Source organism: Qipengyuania huizhouensis, from assembly GCF_019711635.1.
GTDB lineage: Bacteria > Pseudomonadota > Alphaproteobacteria > Sphingomonadales > Sphingomonadaceae > Qipengyuania > Qipengyuania huizhouensis.
In genome coordinates this window covers 75,829-90,691 of the sequence record NZ_JAIGNT010000001.1, presented here as the reverse complement: position 1 = coordinate 90,691, position 14,863 = coordinate 75,829, and the positions used below count along the sequence as shown (strand labels likewise).

At 61.1% G+C, this 14,863-nt stretch carries 15 protein-coding genes; 5 read left to right on the top strand and 10 right to left on the bottom strand.

Features of this window, described 5'->3' with window-relative positions; translation table 11 throughout:
• Window positions 1-16: 16 nt before the first annotated feature.
• The 7 genes from K3180_RS00405 to K3180_RS00375 all read right to left on the bottom strand — a co-directional run bounded on the left by K3180_RS00405 (window position 17) and on the right by K3180_RS00375 (window position 7,508).
• On the bottom strand, window positions 17-1,006 hold the full coding sequence (locus K3180_RS00405; RefSeq protein ID WP_221537691.1) for a type II secretion system F family protein: 990 nt from the start codon (window positions 1,004-1,006) through the stop codon (window positions 17-19).
• A 19-nt stretch (window positions 1,007-1,025) separates the two neighbouring features.
• On the bottom strand, window positions 1,026-1,997 hold the full coding sequence (locus tag K3180_RS00400; RefSeq protein ID WP_221537690.1) for a type II secretion system F family protein: 972 nt from the start codon (window positions 1,995-1,997) through the stop codon (window positions 1,026-1,028).
• An 88-nt stretch (window positions 1,998-2,085) separates the two neighbouring features.
• Window positions 2,086-3,369 carry a pilus assembly protein CpaE gene (locus tag K3180_RS00395; RefSeq protein WP_221537689.1) on the bottom strand — a complete coding sequence of 428 codons (1,284 nt, stop codon included), beginning with the start codon at window positions 3,367-3,369 and terminating at the stop codon, window positions 2,086-2,088.
• 3 nt (window positions 3,370-3,372) lie between these two features.
• Window positions 3,373-4,026: a CpaD family pilus assembly protein gene (locus K3180_RS00390; protein WP_221537688.1), complete on the bottom strand. Its 654-nt coding sequence runs from the start codon at window positions 4,024-4,026 to the stop codon at window positions 3,373-3,375.
• A 14-nt stretch (window positions 4,027-4,040) separates the two neighbouring features.
• A complete protein-coding gene (locus tag K3180_RS00385) occupies window positions 4,041-5,585 on the bottom strand; it encodes a type II and III secretion system protein family protein (protein ID WP_221537687.1) in 1,545 nt (514 codons plus the stop codon).
• A gap of 38 nt (window positions 5,586-5,623) precedes the next feature.
• Window positions 5,624-6,703, bottom strand: coding sequence for a Flp pilus assembly protein CpaB (gene cpaB, locus K3180_RS00380; protein ID WP_221537686.1), 1,080 nt, complete (start codon window positions 6,701-6,703; stop codon window positions 5,624-5,626).
• A 91-nt stretch (window positions 6,704-6,794) separates the two neighbouring features.
• Window positions 6,795-7,508, bottom strand: coding sequence for an A24 family peptidase (locus K3180_RS00375; RefSeq protein WP_221537685.1), 714 nt, complete (start codon window positions 7,506-7,508; stop codon window positions 6,795-6,797).
• Between the two features lie 61 nt (window positions 7,509-7,569).
• Here K3180_RS00375 and K3180_RS00370 point away from each other — a divergent pair, with 61 nt between their 5' ends.
• From K3180_RS00370 to K3180_RS00360, 3 genes are all read left to right on the top strand, one after another.
• On the top strand, window positions 7,570-8,574 hold the full coding sequence (locus K3180_RS00370; protein WP_221537684.1) for an alpha/beta hydrolase: 1,005 nt from the start codon (window positions 7,570-7,572) through the stop codon (window positions 8,572-8,574).
• A complete protein-coding gene (locus tag K3180_RS00365; protein WP_221537683.1) occupies window positions 8,571-9,668 on the top strand; it encodes an NAD(P)/FAD-dependent oxidoreductase in 1,098 nt (365 codons plus the stop codon). Before K3180_RS00370 ends, K3180_RS00365 begins: the two co-directional genes overlap by 4 nt.
• 61 nt (window positions 9,669-9,729) lie before the next feature.
• Window positions 9,730-9,906, top strand: a complete 177-nt coding sequence (locus K3180_RS00360) for a YegP family protein (protein WP_221537682.1) — start codon at window positions 9,730-9,732, stop codon at window positions 9,904-9,906.
• Between the two features lie 7 nt (window positions 9,907-9,913).
• Here K3180_RS00360 and rnhA read toward each other — a convergent pair whose 3' ends face one another.
• Genes rnhA through ispH form a run of 3 tightly spaced genes read right to left on the bottom strand, consistent with a single transcriptional unit; the run spans window position 9,914 to window position 12,329 of the window.
• Window positions 9,914-10,357, bottom strand: a complete 444-nt coding sequence (rnhA, locus tag K3180_RS00355) for a ribonuclease HI (RefSeq protein ID WP_221537681.1) — start codon at window positions 10,355-10,357, stop codon at window positions 9,914-9,916.
• Between the two features lie 28 nt (window positions 10,358-10,385).
• On the bottom strand, window positions 10,386-11,342 hold the full coding sequence (gene thrB / locus K3180_RS00350; protein WP_221537680.1) for a homoserine kinase: 957 nt from the start codon (window positions 11,340-11,342) through the stop codon (window positions 10,386-10,388).
• Window positions 11,343-12,329: a 4-hydroxy-3-methylbut-2-enyl diphosphate reductase gene (gene ispH, locus K3180_RS00345; RefSeq protein ID WP_221537679.1), complete on the bottom strand. Its 987-nt coding sequence runs from the start codon at window positions 12,327-12,329 to the stop codon at window positions 11,343-11,345.
• A gap of 93 nt (window positions 12,330-12,422) precedes the next feature.
• Here ispH and K3180_RS00340 point away from each other — a divergent pair, with 93 nt between their 5' ends.
• Both K3180_RS00340 and argS read left to right on the top strand, forming a co-directional pair.
• A complete protein-coding gene (locus K3180_RS00340; RefSeq protein WP_221537678.1) occupies window positions 12,423-13,076 on the top strand; it encodes a hypothetical protein in 654 nt (217 codons plus the stop codon).
• Between the two features lie 47 nt (window positions 13,077-13,123).
• On the top strand, window positions 13,124-14,863 hold the full coding sequence (gene argS, locus K3180_RS00335) for an arginine--tRNA ligase (protein WP_221537677.1): 1,740 nt from the start codon (window positions 13,124-13,126) through the stop codon (window positions 14,861-14,863).

Sequence of the window (14,863 nt, the reverse complement as noted above, 5' to 3'; positions counted from 1 at the left end):
GTTGTCCCGGATCCTGTCAGTTCAAGAAGGAGTCCGAGATGTCGCAGGCTGCCGGGCCCAGGATCACGATGAAGAGAACCGGCAGGATGAACATGATGAGCGGAACGGTCATGATGGCCGGCAGGCGAGCTGCCTTTTCTTCGGCACGCATCATGCGCTCGTTGCGGAATTCTGCCGAGAGCACCCGCAGCGCCGACGCAAGCGGCGTACCGTAGCGCTCGGTCTGGACCATCGTGGTGACCACCCCCTTCACCGCTTCCAGATTCACGCGATACGCAAGATTGTCGAAGGCTTTCTTGCGCTCGTTGAGGAACGACAGCTCGATGGCGGTCAGGGCGAATTCGTCGCCCAGTTCCGGGTACGCCCGACCAAGTTCCCTTGCCACACGATTGAAGGCGGCATCGACCGTCAGGCCCGCTTCGGCGCAGATCACGAGCAGGTCCAGCGCATCGGGAAGGCCTTTGCGGATCGCATCGGTGCGCTTGCTGGCGATGTTGCTGAGATAGAGTTCGGGACCCTTGTAACTGAGGTACAAGGCGGCGCCGAGAGCGGCGACGCGCTTGAACTGCCAGTCGGGAAATATCTCGATGCCGTAGAGCAGGATCGCGGCGATCGTTCCGAACACCAGCGGCAGGACCATTCTCAGGCCGATCAGGATGACCGCGACTTCCTTGTTGCGAAAACCTGCCCAGGCCAGCTTCTGCTGCATTTCCTCGACCTGGCTCTGCTGCAGAACCTTCATGTTCCCGAGGGTATCGCGGACCTTGTCGGTAGTGTTGGTTTTGCGGACCAGGCTCTGGCGCTTCTTAGCACTCGCCGCGACGAGGCCGAGTTTCAACTCCTCGCGGCGCCCTTCCAGTGCTTTCACCCGCTTGGTCATCGGGTCCTTGATCGTGATCGCCGTATAGATTGCGAACAGGACTGCCATGGCCGCCACACCCGCGAGGATCGAGCCGACGAGGATGACGTCGAAGCCAAGTAGGGTAGGGCCGGTTCCGGTTTCCATTGTATCTGTCCCTAGTCGCTTAGATTTCGAAGCTGACCATCTTGGCCATGATGAAGGCGCCTATGCTCATCCAGACCAGGCCGCCCAGACCCGTGACGATGAGGCGTTCATCCACGAAGAACGCACCGACGTATTCAGGATTGATCCACCAGATCATGGTGAAAACGATGAACGGCAGAGCGCCCACGATATAGGCGGAAGCCTTCGATTCCGAGCTCATCGCCCTGATTTTGAGCTTCATCTGCGCACGCTTGCGAAGAACATCCGAAAGGTTGGACAGCGTTTCGGCAAGATTGCCGCCGGTTTCGCGCTGGATCGCGAGGGTGATGCAGAAGAAGTTGAATTCCGGGATGTCCAGACGATCGGCCGTCTCCTGGAGCGCTTCCTCCATCGTGCGACCAATCTTTGTACGCTCCACGATGGCCTTGAACTCTTCCCCCACAGGCCCGGGAACTTCCTGCGCGACTACGGCAAGCGTTTCGGTGACGGGCAGGCCCGAACGGAGGCCACGGACGAGCAATTCGATGGCATCGGGGAATTTCACATTGAACTGTGCCGTGCGGCGTTTGATCGCCTGGCCTACGATAAAGTGAGGTATTCCGGCGCCTGCGAAGAGGCCTATGGCGAATGACAGCGGCAGAGAACCCGTGCGAATGAACAGGATGATCGCGATGAACAGCGTGATGCCGATCGATACGTAGGCATATTGGGAAAGCGTCCAGTTCTTGCCACTACGGTCGAGACGCATGGCGAGCGCTTCGACACGCGAATTGGAACCGGCTCGCTTGAATTGCTTGGGCTTGCGAGCGGCAATCGCCTTCTTGAGTTGCGATTCCACTTTCGCATCGGTGCTTTCCGAGTGACGGAAACGCACCTGTTGCAAACGGCGCTGGCTGGCCTTGGCGGCATTCGAGCCGGATACGGCGACAAAACCAAGGATCAGGAGGGCGAAAACCCCGCCGATCATTAGCACGAGCTGGATCGTGTTCATCTATCTACTCCGTCCCGTACGTTGATCGAGAGCAGGCGAGGAGCGGAATGGTTTTGCAACATCTCGCCGCTCGCCGCTGCCCGACCCATCAGGCGTTCTCGCCTGCCTTGTCCTTCTTCGCCATCAGCGACTTGAGGTCGAAATTGCCCAGTAGCGACTTCTTGCCGTCCGCAACGGCGGCCTCGTCGCCATCCTCTTCGGTTATACCGATGATCTTGCTTGCCACCTGCTTGATACCGGCGCTGACCTTGCTCGAAGCGTTTGCATCGATGAAGGTCTTTCCGAGTTTGGCTGCAACGCTGGAGCCTTTCTGATCGAAAGGAATGGTCACGTCGATCTTGCGCTCGATCGAGGCTTCGAAGTCGGCCTTGCTGATTTCAGCAGTGCCTGGCTGGACCTTGTTGGCGACGATCAGCGGAGTAACATGACCGGCGTTGGCCTTGAGCCAGGACAGCACGCGGATCGTATCGCGCGCCGAAGCGAGCGTCATTTCGCATACGATCGTGGCGACGTTCACGTCGTTGAGGACATGCGGGAAATTGATCAGCATGTTGCGGGGCAGGTCGACCAGCGTCATCTCGAAAGCGTGACGGAATTCCTCCTGCAATTGCAGGAAGGCCGCACCGTCGGTCATGAGCGGCGTATTGATCGGGGCCTCGGCCGAAAGAATGGCGAGATTGTCGTTCGCACGGATCATGGCGCGTTCGATGAACAGGCCGTCGATACGGCTGGGATTGTCGATCGCGTCTGTCAGGCCGCGGCCAGGCTCGAGATCAAGGGTGAGGGCACCGGTGCCGAAATGCACGTCGAGGTCGAGCAATGCGGTCGGCATTCTCCTGTCGGCACTGTAATGCCAGGCCAGCGAAGTCGCGATTGTGGAGGCGCCAACTCCGCCGCGGGTTCCAATGACTGCGGTCGAGATGTGCCGGGTGATCTGCTCACCCTCGCCGGCGCGCGGAGCGGCGAAGACCGCCTGTGCTGAGTTGAGGGAATCCCGCAGCACCGGAGCGGACAGAGGCTTGAGCAGATAATCGTGGATCCCGCTTGCGAGCAGGTCGCGATAGAGCCTAACGTCGTTGACCTGGCCGATGGCGATAACCACAGTGCCCGGCTCGCAGACTTCGGCGAGACCATTGATGTCGTTGAGCGGATCGCCGCTTTCCGACAGGTCGACCATCAGTATGTTCGGGCTGGCCGACACCGAAAGCGACTGGACCGCATTGCGCAGGCCACCCTTGTTGCACTTTTCCGGCTGCCAGCCGAGCTCGATCACGACCGGACGCAGGACGTCCAGCGCAGTCTCGTCGCAGATATAAGCTGCAAAGGGATCGCGATTACCGGGCATACCGCCGGATTTCGGAAAAGCGCTCATGGCTCAGTTGCCTCCTTCAGTGCTGCTTACTTCGGGCAGGCCGCCGGCACCCGACGGAGCCATGTCCCGATAGGCCTGAATGGCCTTGGTCGAAGTGGTTACGATGGTTTCGCCTGTTCCCTGCTGGCCCTGGACCAGGTCTTCCGGATTGGCGATCATGGCTGCAAGGTTTCCGTTGATGGCACAGCCGTAGTTCGGATTGGTGGAGTTGAGCTCGTTGGATTCGTCGGTATGCGACCAGTCCGGACACCCGGGCACGGAAGCGCTGGTGCGCGTGATCACGATGCGCGCCTGTCCCGGACCGGCGGGACCGGCAGTGACCGGTGCGCCTTCGGCGACCAGCAGGCCATAGCGACCGGCAATTTCCGCGACATCGTCGCGCAAGGCAAGGCTGTTGCTGCCATCGTCGATCGACACGCGATCACCGTAGCGCAGGTCCATACTGTCGAACCAGCCGGCCAGACGTTGCTGTTCGGAAACCGGCAGGCCTTCGGAGGTCGTGTTGAGGTCGAACACATAATTCGAGCGTTCCACCACCGGTTGCTTCACGCTGTAAAGCGTCCGGTTGGACATATTGGATGGACCGCAGGCGCCAAGGGCGAGGGCCAGCGAGGCCACCATCGGAGCTGCTAGAGCGCGAGTGCTGAATTTGCTCATGGTTCTCGTGTCCCTTATTCGAAGCTGAAGCCGGGCGTGGCCGCCGCGGTTTTCTCGTTACGGCGTGCCTCGGTGGGCATCGCCACCTGCTCGGCCGGCTCGGCCGGGCCTTGCGACACTTGCGGAGCGGCATCGGTGGCCCTCGCGCCCGGAGTGGGGCGCGTGCCGCCTGACACACCGTCTGCCTCGCGCAGTTCCAGCAGGCGCTGGTACTCGGTCGGCTTGAGGAAGCCGTCCGTCGGCAGTCGGATGTCATTGGCGTTGGTCGGCTTCACCAGATATGGCGTAACCACGATCACCAGTTCGGTTTCGCCCTTGCGATAGGTGGTCGACCGGAACAGATTGCCGATGATCGGGATGTCACCGAGACCCGGCGCCTTTTCGAGCGCATTCTGTGCATTGTTCTGCAGCAGACCTGCGATCATGAAGCTCTGGCCCGAGCCGAGTTCCACCGTCGTTTCTGCGCGGCGCGTGGTTAAAGCGGGGACCTGGAAGCCATCAATCTCGATAGCTCCCTGACTGGACAATTCCGAAACTTCCGGACGCACCCGGATCGAAATGCGGCCGTTGGCCAGAACGGTCGGCGTATAGGCGAGGCTGACACCGTAGTTCTTATACTCGATGCTGGTTGTCCCGAGACCGCCACTGGCCGGGATTGGGAATTCCCCGCCGGCAAGAAACTCGGCTGTCTCACCCGAGAGCGCGGTCAGGTTCGGCTGCGACAGCGTCGTTACCAGGCCCTGCGTTTCGGCAAGATCGAGCGCCGACAGGATATCGAGGCCCAGGAGCTTTCCGGCAAAGCCGAGCGTCGAGCCCTGTCCGCTGCTGGGAACATTGGTGCCACCTTCGACGGCGTTCGTGAATCCGACGCCCAGACCGCCCGGGCCGCCAGGCGTATAGCTGGGAATGCCCCTGGAAAAACCCTGGCCGATACCGAAGCGGAAACCGCCGGTTGCATCGACCGTAGCGAGATTTACACCGATTGTCTTGACGACGGAGCGGCTGACTTCGGCGATACGGACCTGCAGATTGACCTGCAGGGGGGTCGCCATGCGCAACCGGCTGATGACATTGGTGCCTTCGCCGACATAGGCTTCGACCAGTGCCTGTGCATCGGCCGCATCTTCCGGTGCCGCAACGGTTCCGGTCAGGAGTACCGTGTTGTTGCCCATTGTCGCCACGTTCACCTTCGCCTCCGGCATCGCGAGGGCAAGCATCTGGTCGATGCTGGAGATGTTCGATCCGACGCGGACGTTCGCCGCCCAGACGATATCGCCTGCAGCATTGCTGGCATAGACGGTGGTTTCCCCGCCCGACTTGCCGAACAGGTATAGCTGGCGCTGGGACTTGACCTGCACGTCGGCGACATTGTCGTCCGAGATGAAGACGTCGGACATGGTGCCGGGCACATTGACCAGTTCACCACGGCCGATCGAAAGGACGATCTCCTGGCTCGGGCGTACGACCGACTGGGCCGTGGCCGTGGTCGTCGGTGCAGCGGCCAGCGGTGCGAGCGCAATACTGGCAAGCAGCAATTTTGTAATAAGACGACGTTTCATGGAATTGCCCCCTGAATGGCTTCCTGTCTGTTCTTTTCTCAACGAAGTGTGCTCAGTGCGGACGGCACGGTTTGCGCGGCCCTGCCGGTACCTTCCGCGACCGAGGCTGCAATGCCGCCGGTACGGCCGACGGGTACGGCCTGGGCATTCTTGCCCCGGGTCACGGTCACAGTCGGGCCGGTGCGTACCGGAGCAGTCGCTCCGCCAACATTGGCTGAAGCAGCGGTGTTACGAGGCGCACCTTGTGCCGGCATCGAGCTACGCTGGAAGCGCGAGACGTCGCCGCCGGTGACATAGGTGCTCTTGCTGTCGTCCGGACGACCGGCGACTTCACGAAGAAGGCGTTCTTCCTCTTCGGGGCTGGCGCCTTCGGGAATTACCAGATCGCCAGCTGCGATAGCTTTTTCCAGCTCGCCTTGGCTGTCGGCCAGCGGACGCAGTGCGAGGCTGAGTGTGCCGAGCGTCTGCGCGACTGCTACCTTTTCGGCAATGGTCGGCGTGACTTCGAGCGTCACTGTGCGGAATGCTCGAACCTGGGTCTTTCCGTCGACCGTGTTCTGTGTGGTCGTCTGGTCGGTTGCCAGTACGCGAAGGTTACGAAGGATGGTTTCCGAGGCTTTCAGCGCCTGGCCCTCGTTGCCGTTCACGGCCTGGGTCAGGACCATGTCCACGCGATCACCCGGGAAGACGAAGCCGGCAACGCCGCTTTTCGCGTCCACGGGGACGGTGATGGCCCGCATGCCAGGCGTCAGAGCGGCTGCCAGAAATCCGCGATCTCCCGGACTTACCAGCGAACCCTGCGTCACGGGCTCCCCGGCGGTGACCGGATGGCGAACCACCGTGCCGATCAGCTTGGCTACATCTGCCTCTCCATCGAGGAAGTAGGCATCCTGTACCAGTTCTTCGGGCCACAGCTGATATCCAATGGCATCCGCCGTGATGATGGTGCCGACGGGCAGAGCGCGCTGCGCGACAAGAACCTTCGGCCCCTGCGGTTCGACCGCCGCGGCCTCTGCCTGCGGAGCCGAAGCTCCCGCGAACATGCTGCGGGCAACGAGTGCGGTACCGATCGCAACGATCAGCGCTCCTACCAGCAGAACCAGCTTCTTCCTATCCATGGCCTTTAAGCCCCCTCGTATGGCCCGCGCAGATTCGGATGCGGGCAGCTATGGTTTCCATCACTAAGCGCTGAGTGGTTAAAATCGGGTTTCAGCCGCCTACGACCGAAGGCATGCCTGAAATCAGTCCGCCGCCGACTATCCACAATCCCGCCATGGAGATGGCGAGACCGTAGGGCACACGCGGTTGGTGTTCGTGGCGGCGAATGATGCGAATCGACGCAATCGTGACGATGGCCAAAACCGCTATCGGAAGCATTGCGACAGCGATGGCAGTATTGGGGTTCGAGCCGAGCGCGTCGACAAGGTCCGGAGGAATCATCAGCTTCGGTCCACCCAGCACGGCGCTGGCGAAATTGGCCGCGATCAGCGTACAAGCTATGAGAAGTGCGGTATCGCGCACGGGCTTGGCACCCACAATTCGCGAATGCGCCACGCCCCAGATGCCCATGACCAGAGTCAGAACCCAACCGAGCATGGCCATGATCAGTATCAGTCCAAGGAAATTGGTCGGCGGAAACCACAGTGCCAGTGCGGTGAGCAGTTTGACGTCGCCGCCGCCCATCTGCCGAATGGCGAAGAACAGGCAGCACACCGCGAAAGTTGCAGCGGCGATACCCAACTGGATCGCCACGCCGGGCCACAGGTCGAGACCGCTGGCCCACCAGAACAACGGTGCACCGGCGGCAATCGCCAGATTGAGCTTGTTTCCGATGGTACGGCTCTTGAGGTCGGTAAAGGCCGCAACCAGCAGCGCCATTGCCAAGGCGCCGAGCAGAACATAGGTGAAAATCTGTTGGTCCATTACCCGCCCCGAAAATGCTTCGGGCGGAGAGTTACAGAAACATGCTTACCAAACAGTAACCATGGCCGAGACGGCAACGGAGGAACCCATTTCCGATATCCATCAATCCGGGGCCGCCGCACCCATCGATCGCCGGTCCATCCCGGCGCATGCGGTGGAGAGCCTGTGGCAGGCTGCCGACGGCCATGAACTGCGTCGGATCGACTGGCCTGGTGCAATCGAGGGCAAGCGCGGATCGATCCTGTTCCTTCCGGGACGCGGCGATTTTTACGAAAAGTACCTCGAGAGCCTAGAGGAATGGCATCGCGCCGGATGGAAAGTTACAGCGGTCGATTGGCGGGGACAGGCAGGATCGGGTCGGCTGGGTGACGACAAACTCACGGGCCATGTCGAGGATTTCGACGACTGGGTGTCGGACCTGGAATACTTCTGGTCGGCATGGAAGTCGGACTCACCTGCCCCTCATGTCGTCATCGCTCACTCGATGGGCGGTCACATCGTTGCACGGGCATTGGTCGACGGAGCGGTCGATCCGGATGCCGTAGTCCTTTCTGCTCCCATGCTGGGCATGGCTGGCCCCCCGCTGCCGCTTGCCGTGCTACATTCGGTTGCACGGGTCATGACGCGGATCGGTTCGCCGAAACGACCCGCGTGGAAGTGGAGCGAGAAGCCGGGCGAGATGCCGGCGCACCGCCGCGACCTGTTGACGCATGACGACGATCGCTATGCTGACGAACTCTGGTGGCGTGAAAACCGGCCTGAATTGGCGATGGGACCGGGTAGCTGGCGCTGGGTCGAGCGCGCCTATGCCTCGATCCGGAAGCTGGAGACTCAGGGTGCGATGGAAAAGGTCGACATTCCGGTGCTGGTCGTCTCGACTTCCAACGACAGGCTGGTGAAGCACGAATCCGCCGTAAGGGCATCGGAGCGATTTCCGAAGGGCGAACTGGTCGAATTCGGCGAGGAAGCACACCACGAAGTCCTACGTGAAGTATCGGAAGTGCGTTCCCGTGCGATGCGCGCGATTGCCGAATTCCTCGACCGAGTGGCACCCCCGAGATCGTGACTATCTACGATTTCGCCATTGTCGGCGCCGGGATCGCCGGGGCCAGCCTTGCCGCCGAGCTGGGCGAGGGCGGTGCGCGCGTCCTGATGCTGGAAGCCGAAGACCAGCCCGGCTATCACGCCACCGGACGCTCCGCGGCATTCTGGGAGGAATGCTATGGTGGGCCCGAACTGGTCCCGCTGACCCTCGCTTCGGGCGACTATCTGCGCGAGAACGGTTTCCTGACGCAGCGGGGAGCGCTCTACATCGGGCGCGAAAGGGATGCTCCGGCACTTGACGCCTTCATGGAAAGATTCGGACCGACCGGCGCAACCATCCATCGGATCGCAAGAGAACCCTTGCGCGAACTGATACCGGGATTGCGAGAAGGTTGGACAGGTGCGGTTTGGGAACCGGCTTGCGCAGATATCGACGTTGCTTCCCTCCATGCCCACTATCTTGCCCGTGCGAAGGCCGCGCAAGCAGTGCTCGAATGCCGGGCGCGTCTCGGCGAGGCTGCCCGGCGAGAGGGCGTATGGTCCTTGGCATGCTCCGACGGGCGAGTTTTCGCTGCCAAGGTACTCATTAATTCGGCAGGGGCGTGGGCCGATGAGGTGGCAGGGATGGCGGGAGCGGGTCCGCTGGGAATCCAGCCGCTACGCCGTACTGTGGTCCAATTGCGCACCGATCCAGCACCGAGGCCGGACCAGCCGCTCGTGCTGGATATTTCCGGAAGGTTCTATTTCAAGCCGGAGGCAGGCCGCCTGTGGTTGAGCCCACATGACGAAGAGCCGAGCGTTCCTTGCGATGCGGCACCCGAGGAACTGGCCGTTGCGGAAGCCATCGACCGGCTGGAGCAGGTGGTCGACTGGAATATCGCGGCCGTGGAACGCCGCTGGGCCGGATTGCGCAGTTTCGCTCCCGATCGGCTGCCCATCTATGGCTATGACCCACGCGTCGAGGGTTTCGCATGGTTTGCGGGGCAGGGCGGCTATGGAATCCAGACTTCGCCGGCCGCCGCACGCTTGGCTGCGCAACTCCTGCTCGGGCGAACGCGCGATTGCATGACGCAAAATCTGGATGCCTCGCTGTATGATCCGGCACGATTCGGCTAGCCATGCGCTTATCATTTGTTAGGTTGCAGGCTCTTTAAGCAAGAATCGGAGAAGCTTTGCGATGGCGCACCACTTCAAGATCAAGAAGAATAAGGGCGGCGAATTTGTGGCCTATTTCATGTATAATTCGGAGCCGATCTTCTGGACCGAAGGCTACAGTTCGAAGGCCAGTGCGAAGAATGCCATAGAATCGATCAAGAAGAATGGTCCGGGCGCAGAAACCGTCGACGAGAGCTGATTGCTAGCTAGCCGCCAGCGACGACCGCTTCGGCGGCGTCGCTGGCAAGCTGATCCACACGTTCGTTTTCCGCGTGGCCCGAGTGGCCCCTGACCCAGTGCCACGTCACCTTATGCTTTCCTGCGATCGTATCGAGCTCACGCCATAAATCCTCGTTCACTACGGGCTTTTTGGCGGCGTTCTTCCAACCTTTCTTCTTCCACCCGTGTATCCACTTGGTGATACCGTCGATAAGATATTTGCTGTCGGTGTGCAGGCTGACTTCGCAAGGCTCCCTCAGTGCTTCCAGTGCACGGATGGCGGCGGTCATTTCCATACGATTGTTGGTAGTATGGGCTTCGCCTCCCGAAAGTTCCTTTTCGTTCACGCCCATGCGCAGCAATGCGCCCCAGCCGCCTGGCCCGGGATTTCCCTTGCACGCACCGTCGGTAAAGATTTCGACCTGTTTCATCGCGCCAGCCTCTAGCGAGTGATCGCTTTCAGGCAAATGCGGCAGCGCCCTTGTCGGCGTAGAAATCCCATCGCCGGACGAAATCCATGGGGTTCTTGCGCAATACCTGGGCATCGGGAGGGGTGTCGAGCCAGTCCTCGGCCCGGCTGGCGATGAAACGGAGACACGCGCCTTGCGCCAGCACGGGCAGCGCAGCTTGCTCTTCGGGATCGAGCGGGCGTATCGATTCGTATCCCTCGACCAGCGCTTTTCCGACGGGCGCCTCGAAATTTGCACCCGACCTGTCGAAACACCAGGCAGCATGCGTTACGGCCAGATCATAGGCCATCATGTCGTGCGCAGCGAAATAGAAGTCGATCATCCCGGAAACCCTGTCGCCCACCATCAGGACATTGTCGGGAAACAGATCGGAGTGAATGATGGAACGCGCGAGGTGGCTCGGCCATCGTGCGACAAGTTCATGCGCCCTGTCGAGTATGGCGGGCAGGCGCTGATCGATCTCGTGCAGAGCGTCCCTGCCGCAGCTTTTGAGAATGGACGCCGTTTGCTCAGGGGCGAGATCGTTCTCGCGCCGGGGCATGAAATCCCTTGCTGCCAGATGCATCCGCGCAAGTTCTGCACCAACCGAACGGGCTTGGGCCGCTGTGGGCCGGGTAGGAGATACACCCGGTAAAAACTCGATCAGGGCGACCGCCTTGCCCTCGATCTGCCGGAATGCAGCGCCCGACCGATCATGGATCGTCGCCGGAACGGCGCAGCCATGGGCCGCCAAATGGTCGAGCAGGCCAAGAAAGAATGGCAGTTGCCGGATATCTATCCGGCGTTCGTACATGGTAAGAATGAACCGGCCAGTCGTCGTTTCGATCAGCCAGTTCGAATTGGAGACGCCCTCGGCGATACCCTTTGCCGAAACCAGTTCGCCTACGTCGTACTCCGCGAGCAACCGCGCGAGATCTTCCGCACCGAGATGGGTGTAGACAGCCACTTATTCCGTCAGTTGGCGCGGCAGTTTGAAAATCATGTTCTCTTCGGCCGAGATCGCTGGCTCTTCCTCTACCAGCCGCCATTCGGAAAGGCGGTCCACAACTTCGCGGACCAGCTTCTCCGGTGCCGACGCGCCTGCGGTAAGGCCGAGTGTTCCCACGCCTTCCAGCCATTCGGGCTCGATTTCATCCGCTCGCTGGATCAATTTCGCATCGGTGCCGAGCCGTTGGGCGACTTCGACCAGCCGCAACGAGTTCGAGGAATTGGGCGCACCGATCACCAGAACGAGGTCGCTGGCAGGAGCGATGATCTTCACCGCCGCCTGGCGGTTGCTCGTGGCATAGCAGATATCCTCCGCCTTTGGCGCGACGATCTGGGGATATCGTTCTTCCAGGGCAGCAGTAATCTGCGCCGTATCGTCGACGGAAAGCGTTGTCTGGGTGAGATATGACAGATTGTCGTCCTGGGTAAACGGCAACGAGGCTACATCCTCGACCGTCTCGACCAGAGTGATCTGCCCTTCAGGAACCTGTCCCATAGTACCGATCACTTCGGGATGCCCCGCGTGCCCGATGAACAGGATGTGCTGGCCCTTCTCGATCTGGCGTTCCGCCTGACGATGAACCTTGCTGACCAGAGGGCAGGTGGCATCGACATAAAGCAGCTTTCGCCGCTCGGCTTCGGCGGGGACGCTCTTGGGTACGCCGTGGGCGGAGAAAACCACCGGCGCGTCGTCGGGCACTTCATCCAGCCCCTCGACGAAAATCGCGCCCTTTGCCTTCAGCGAGTCGACAACATAACGATTATGGACGATTTCGTGCCGGACATAGATCGGCGCACCATATTTCTCGAGCGCACGTTCGACGATCTCGATCGCCCGGTCCACGCCGGCGCAAAACCCCCGCGGAGCCGCGATCAGGAGCTTGAGCGGCAGCCGAGGATCGTGACCGCGCGAGCCTTCGCTCGGGGATTGAAAGGGAGCGTTCATGCGCGCCCCTCTAGCGCTTTGCATCGCGTCAAGCTAGGGGACGCAACGCCCGCACCGGGGTATGCATACGAACACACGAGGAATGCCGCCAAGATGACCACTCGCTATCGTCTCCTTACCGTGTTTGGACTTGGTCTTGCGCTGGCAGGATGCAGCTCTCCCGGTGAACTGGTAGTTGACGGCGGTGCTGCAGGTATCACGGCAGTGCGTACCGCGTGTCCCGCGGTCGGCATTCCCGATTACACCGGCGACGTAACCCTGTTCAGCAGCCCCACGTCGAAAACGCTGGCGGACCTCGATGTCACCGCCGCGATGACCGACCTGACTTCTACCTGCAACGAAGAGGGCGAACGCGTTTATTCGGAAGCGACCTTCAACGTGGTCGCCCGGCGCAGTGATGTAAGCGGCGCGCGGAGCGTGCAGCTGCCCTATTTCACGACCGTGCTGAGAGGCGGCAGTTCAGTCGTGACCAAGCGGGTCGGAACCGTCACTCTCAACTTCGCTGATGGCGAAGAACGCGCCATGACGAGTGCCAGGGCCGGCGCTTATGTGAATCGTTCCGAAGCAACACTGCCTGCCGATATTCGCGAAAGGATCACTCGCAAGCGTGAAGCTGGCGACCCCGATGCCGCGCTCGATCCGCTGGCCGATCCCGAAGTGCGCGCCGCTGTTCAGCGGGCGACCTTCGAACTGCTCGTCGGCTTCCAGCTGACCGAGGATCAGCTGCGCTACAACGTCACGCGGTGATACGCTGACATCTTGCCATTTCGCGCCATTCGTCTAGGCGCGCGGGCATGTCGGAGATCCAGACCCTGCACGCTGCTTTCGCGGCAAAAATCGACGCCGTTCTCAATGCTCTCGAGATGGAAGGTCACCTTCCGCCAGAAGCGAACCGATCGGGTGTCACAGTGGAGCCGCCCCGAGATCCCTCGCATGGCGATCTTGCGACCAATGCCGCCATGGTGCTGGCCAAGCAGGCGAAAACCAATCCGCGCGCCCTCGCCGAACTGATCGTGGAGCATCTGCAGCGCGAGCCCGACATTACCGAGGCGAGCATTGCCGGTCCCGGATTTATCAACCTGCGCCTGTCGGAACAGGCATGGCTGCGCGAACTGAAGGCGATTGCCGCGCTGGGTAATGATTACGGCCGCTCGCGGCTGGGTAACGGGCAGACGGTTAATATCGAATATGTCTCGGCCAACCCGACCGGTCCGATGCATATGGGCCATTGCCGGGGAGCGGTTGTCGGCGATGCGCTTGCCGGGCTGCTCGAATTTTCCGGCCACGAGGTCATTCGCGAATATTATGTCAACGACGCGGGGGGGCAGGTCGATGTGCTCGCGCGCTCGGCGCATCTGCGTTACCGCGAGGCGCTGGGAGAGGACATCGGAGCAATTCCAGAAGGTCTTTATCCGGGCGATTATCTGAAGCCCATCGGTGAGAAGCTCGCGCAGGAATTCGGCCCGGCCTATCGTGGCGCACCCGAAAGCGAATGGCTCGAGATGTTCCGCGAGCGTGCGGTTGCCGCAATGATGGACATGATCCGCAAGGATCTCGCGCTGCTGGGCATCCATCATGATCTGTTTTCCTCCGAAGCCAAATTGCAGGCCGCGAAGAAACCCGAAGAGGCAGAGGCATGGCTGCGCGAACACGGTTTCGTCTATGACGGCGTGCTCGAAGCGCCGAAAGGTAAGGCCCCCCCAGAGGATTGGGAGCCGGTCGAACTGCCGCTATTTCGCTCGACCGAGTTCGGCGACGATCAGGACCGTCCGATCAAGAAGTCAAACGGAGCCTGGACCTATTTCGGGGCCGATCTCGCCTATCACTTCCAAAAGGCCGAAAACGCGGACGCACTGATAGATATCTGGGGCGCCGACCATGCCGGGACTGTCAAGCGCATCAAGGCCGCCGTCGCCGCGTTGACGAAGGGCGCAGGACGCGATGTGCCTTTCGACGTCAAGCTGGTGCAGATGGTCAATCTGGTGCGCAATGGCGAGCCGGTGAAGATGTCGAAGCGGGCCGGGACCTTCGTCACGCTGGCGGATGTGGTTGAGGAAGTGGGCAAGGATGTGGTTCGCTTCACCATGCTGACCCGCAAGCCCGAAGCCCAGATGGAGTTCGATTTCGCCAAGGTAGTCGAGGCTTCCAAAGACAACCCCGTTTTCTATCTGCAGTATGCCCATGCGCGGATCCGTTCGACCTTGCGGAAGGCCGGGGTGGAGCCGTCCGCGGAGCATCTCGATCGGCTCGGGGTTGATGAACTGGCGCTGGTTCGCGAGGCAGCGCAATTTCCTCGCATGGTCGAAGCCTCTGCCAAGGCGCGCGAACCGCACCGGATTGCCTTCTTCCTCGGCGACCTGGCGGCTGCGTTCCACAGTTTCTGGAACGCAGGTAACGACGATCCCGCAAAGCGGATCATCCAGAAAGCCGATGCCGAACTGACCGCCGCACGCCTGTTCGTCGCAGCGCAAGTGGGGCAGGTGATTCGCAACGGTCTCGGCATATTGGGTGTCGAGGCAGTCGAGGAGATGTGA

Excerpts from the sequence above, each read along its gene's own strand:
- K3180_RS00405 (WP_221537691.1), bottom strand. The coding sequence starts at position 1,006 with ATGGAAACCGGAACCGGCCCTACCCTACTTGGCTTCGACGTCATCCTC.
- K3180_RS00400 (WP_221537690.1), bottom strand. The coding sequence starts at position 1,997 with ATGAACACGATCCAGCTCGTGCTAATGATCGGCGGGGTTTTCGCCCTC.
- K3180_RS00395 (WP_221537689.1), bottom strand. The coding sequence starts at position 3,369 with ATGAGCGCTTTTCCGAAATCCGGCGGTATGCCCGGTAATCGCGATCCC.
- K3180_RS00390 (WP_221537688.1), bottom strand. The coding sequence starts at position 4,026 with ATGAGCAAATTCAGCACTCGCGCTCTAGCAGCTCCGATGGTGGCCTCG.
- K3180_RS00385 (WP_221537687.1), bottom strand. The coding sequence starts at position 5,585 with ATGAAACGTCGTCTTATTACAAAATTGCTGCTTGCCAGTATTGCGCTC.
- cpaB (WP_221537686.1), bottom strand. The coding sequence starts at position 6,703 with ATGGATAGGAAGAAGCTGGTTCTGCTGGTAGGAGCGCTGATCGTTGCG.
- K3180_RS00375 (WP_221537685.1), bottom strand. The coding sequence starts at position 7,508 with ATGGACCAACAGATTTTCACCTATGTTCTGCTCGGCGCCTTGGCAATG.
- K3180_RS00370 (WP_221537684.1), top strand. The coding sequence starts at position 7,570 with ATGGCCGAGACGGCAACGGAGGAACCCATTTCCGATATCCATCAATCC.
- K3180_RS00360 (WP_221537682.1), top strand. The coding sequence starts at position 9,730 with ATGGCGCACCACTTCAAGATCAAGAAGAATAAGGGCGGCGAATTTGTG.
- rnhA (WP_221537681.1), bottom strand. The coding sequence starts at position 10,357 with ATGAAACAGGTCGAAATCTTTACCGACGGTGCGTGCAAGGGAAATCCC.
- ispH (WP_221537679.1), bottom strand. The coding sequence starts at position 12,329 with ATGAACGCTCCCTTTCAATCCCCGAGCGAAGGCTCGCGCGGTCACGAT.
- K3180_RS00340 (WP_221537678.1), top strand. The coding sequence starts at position 12,423 with ATGACCACTCGCTATCGTCTCCTTACCGTGTTTGGACTTGGTCTTGCG.
- argS (WP_221537677.1), top strand. The coding sequence starts at position 13,124 with ATGTCGGAGATCCAGACCCTGCACGCTGCTTTCGCGGCAAAAATCGAC.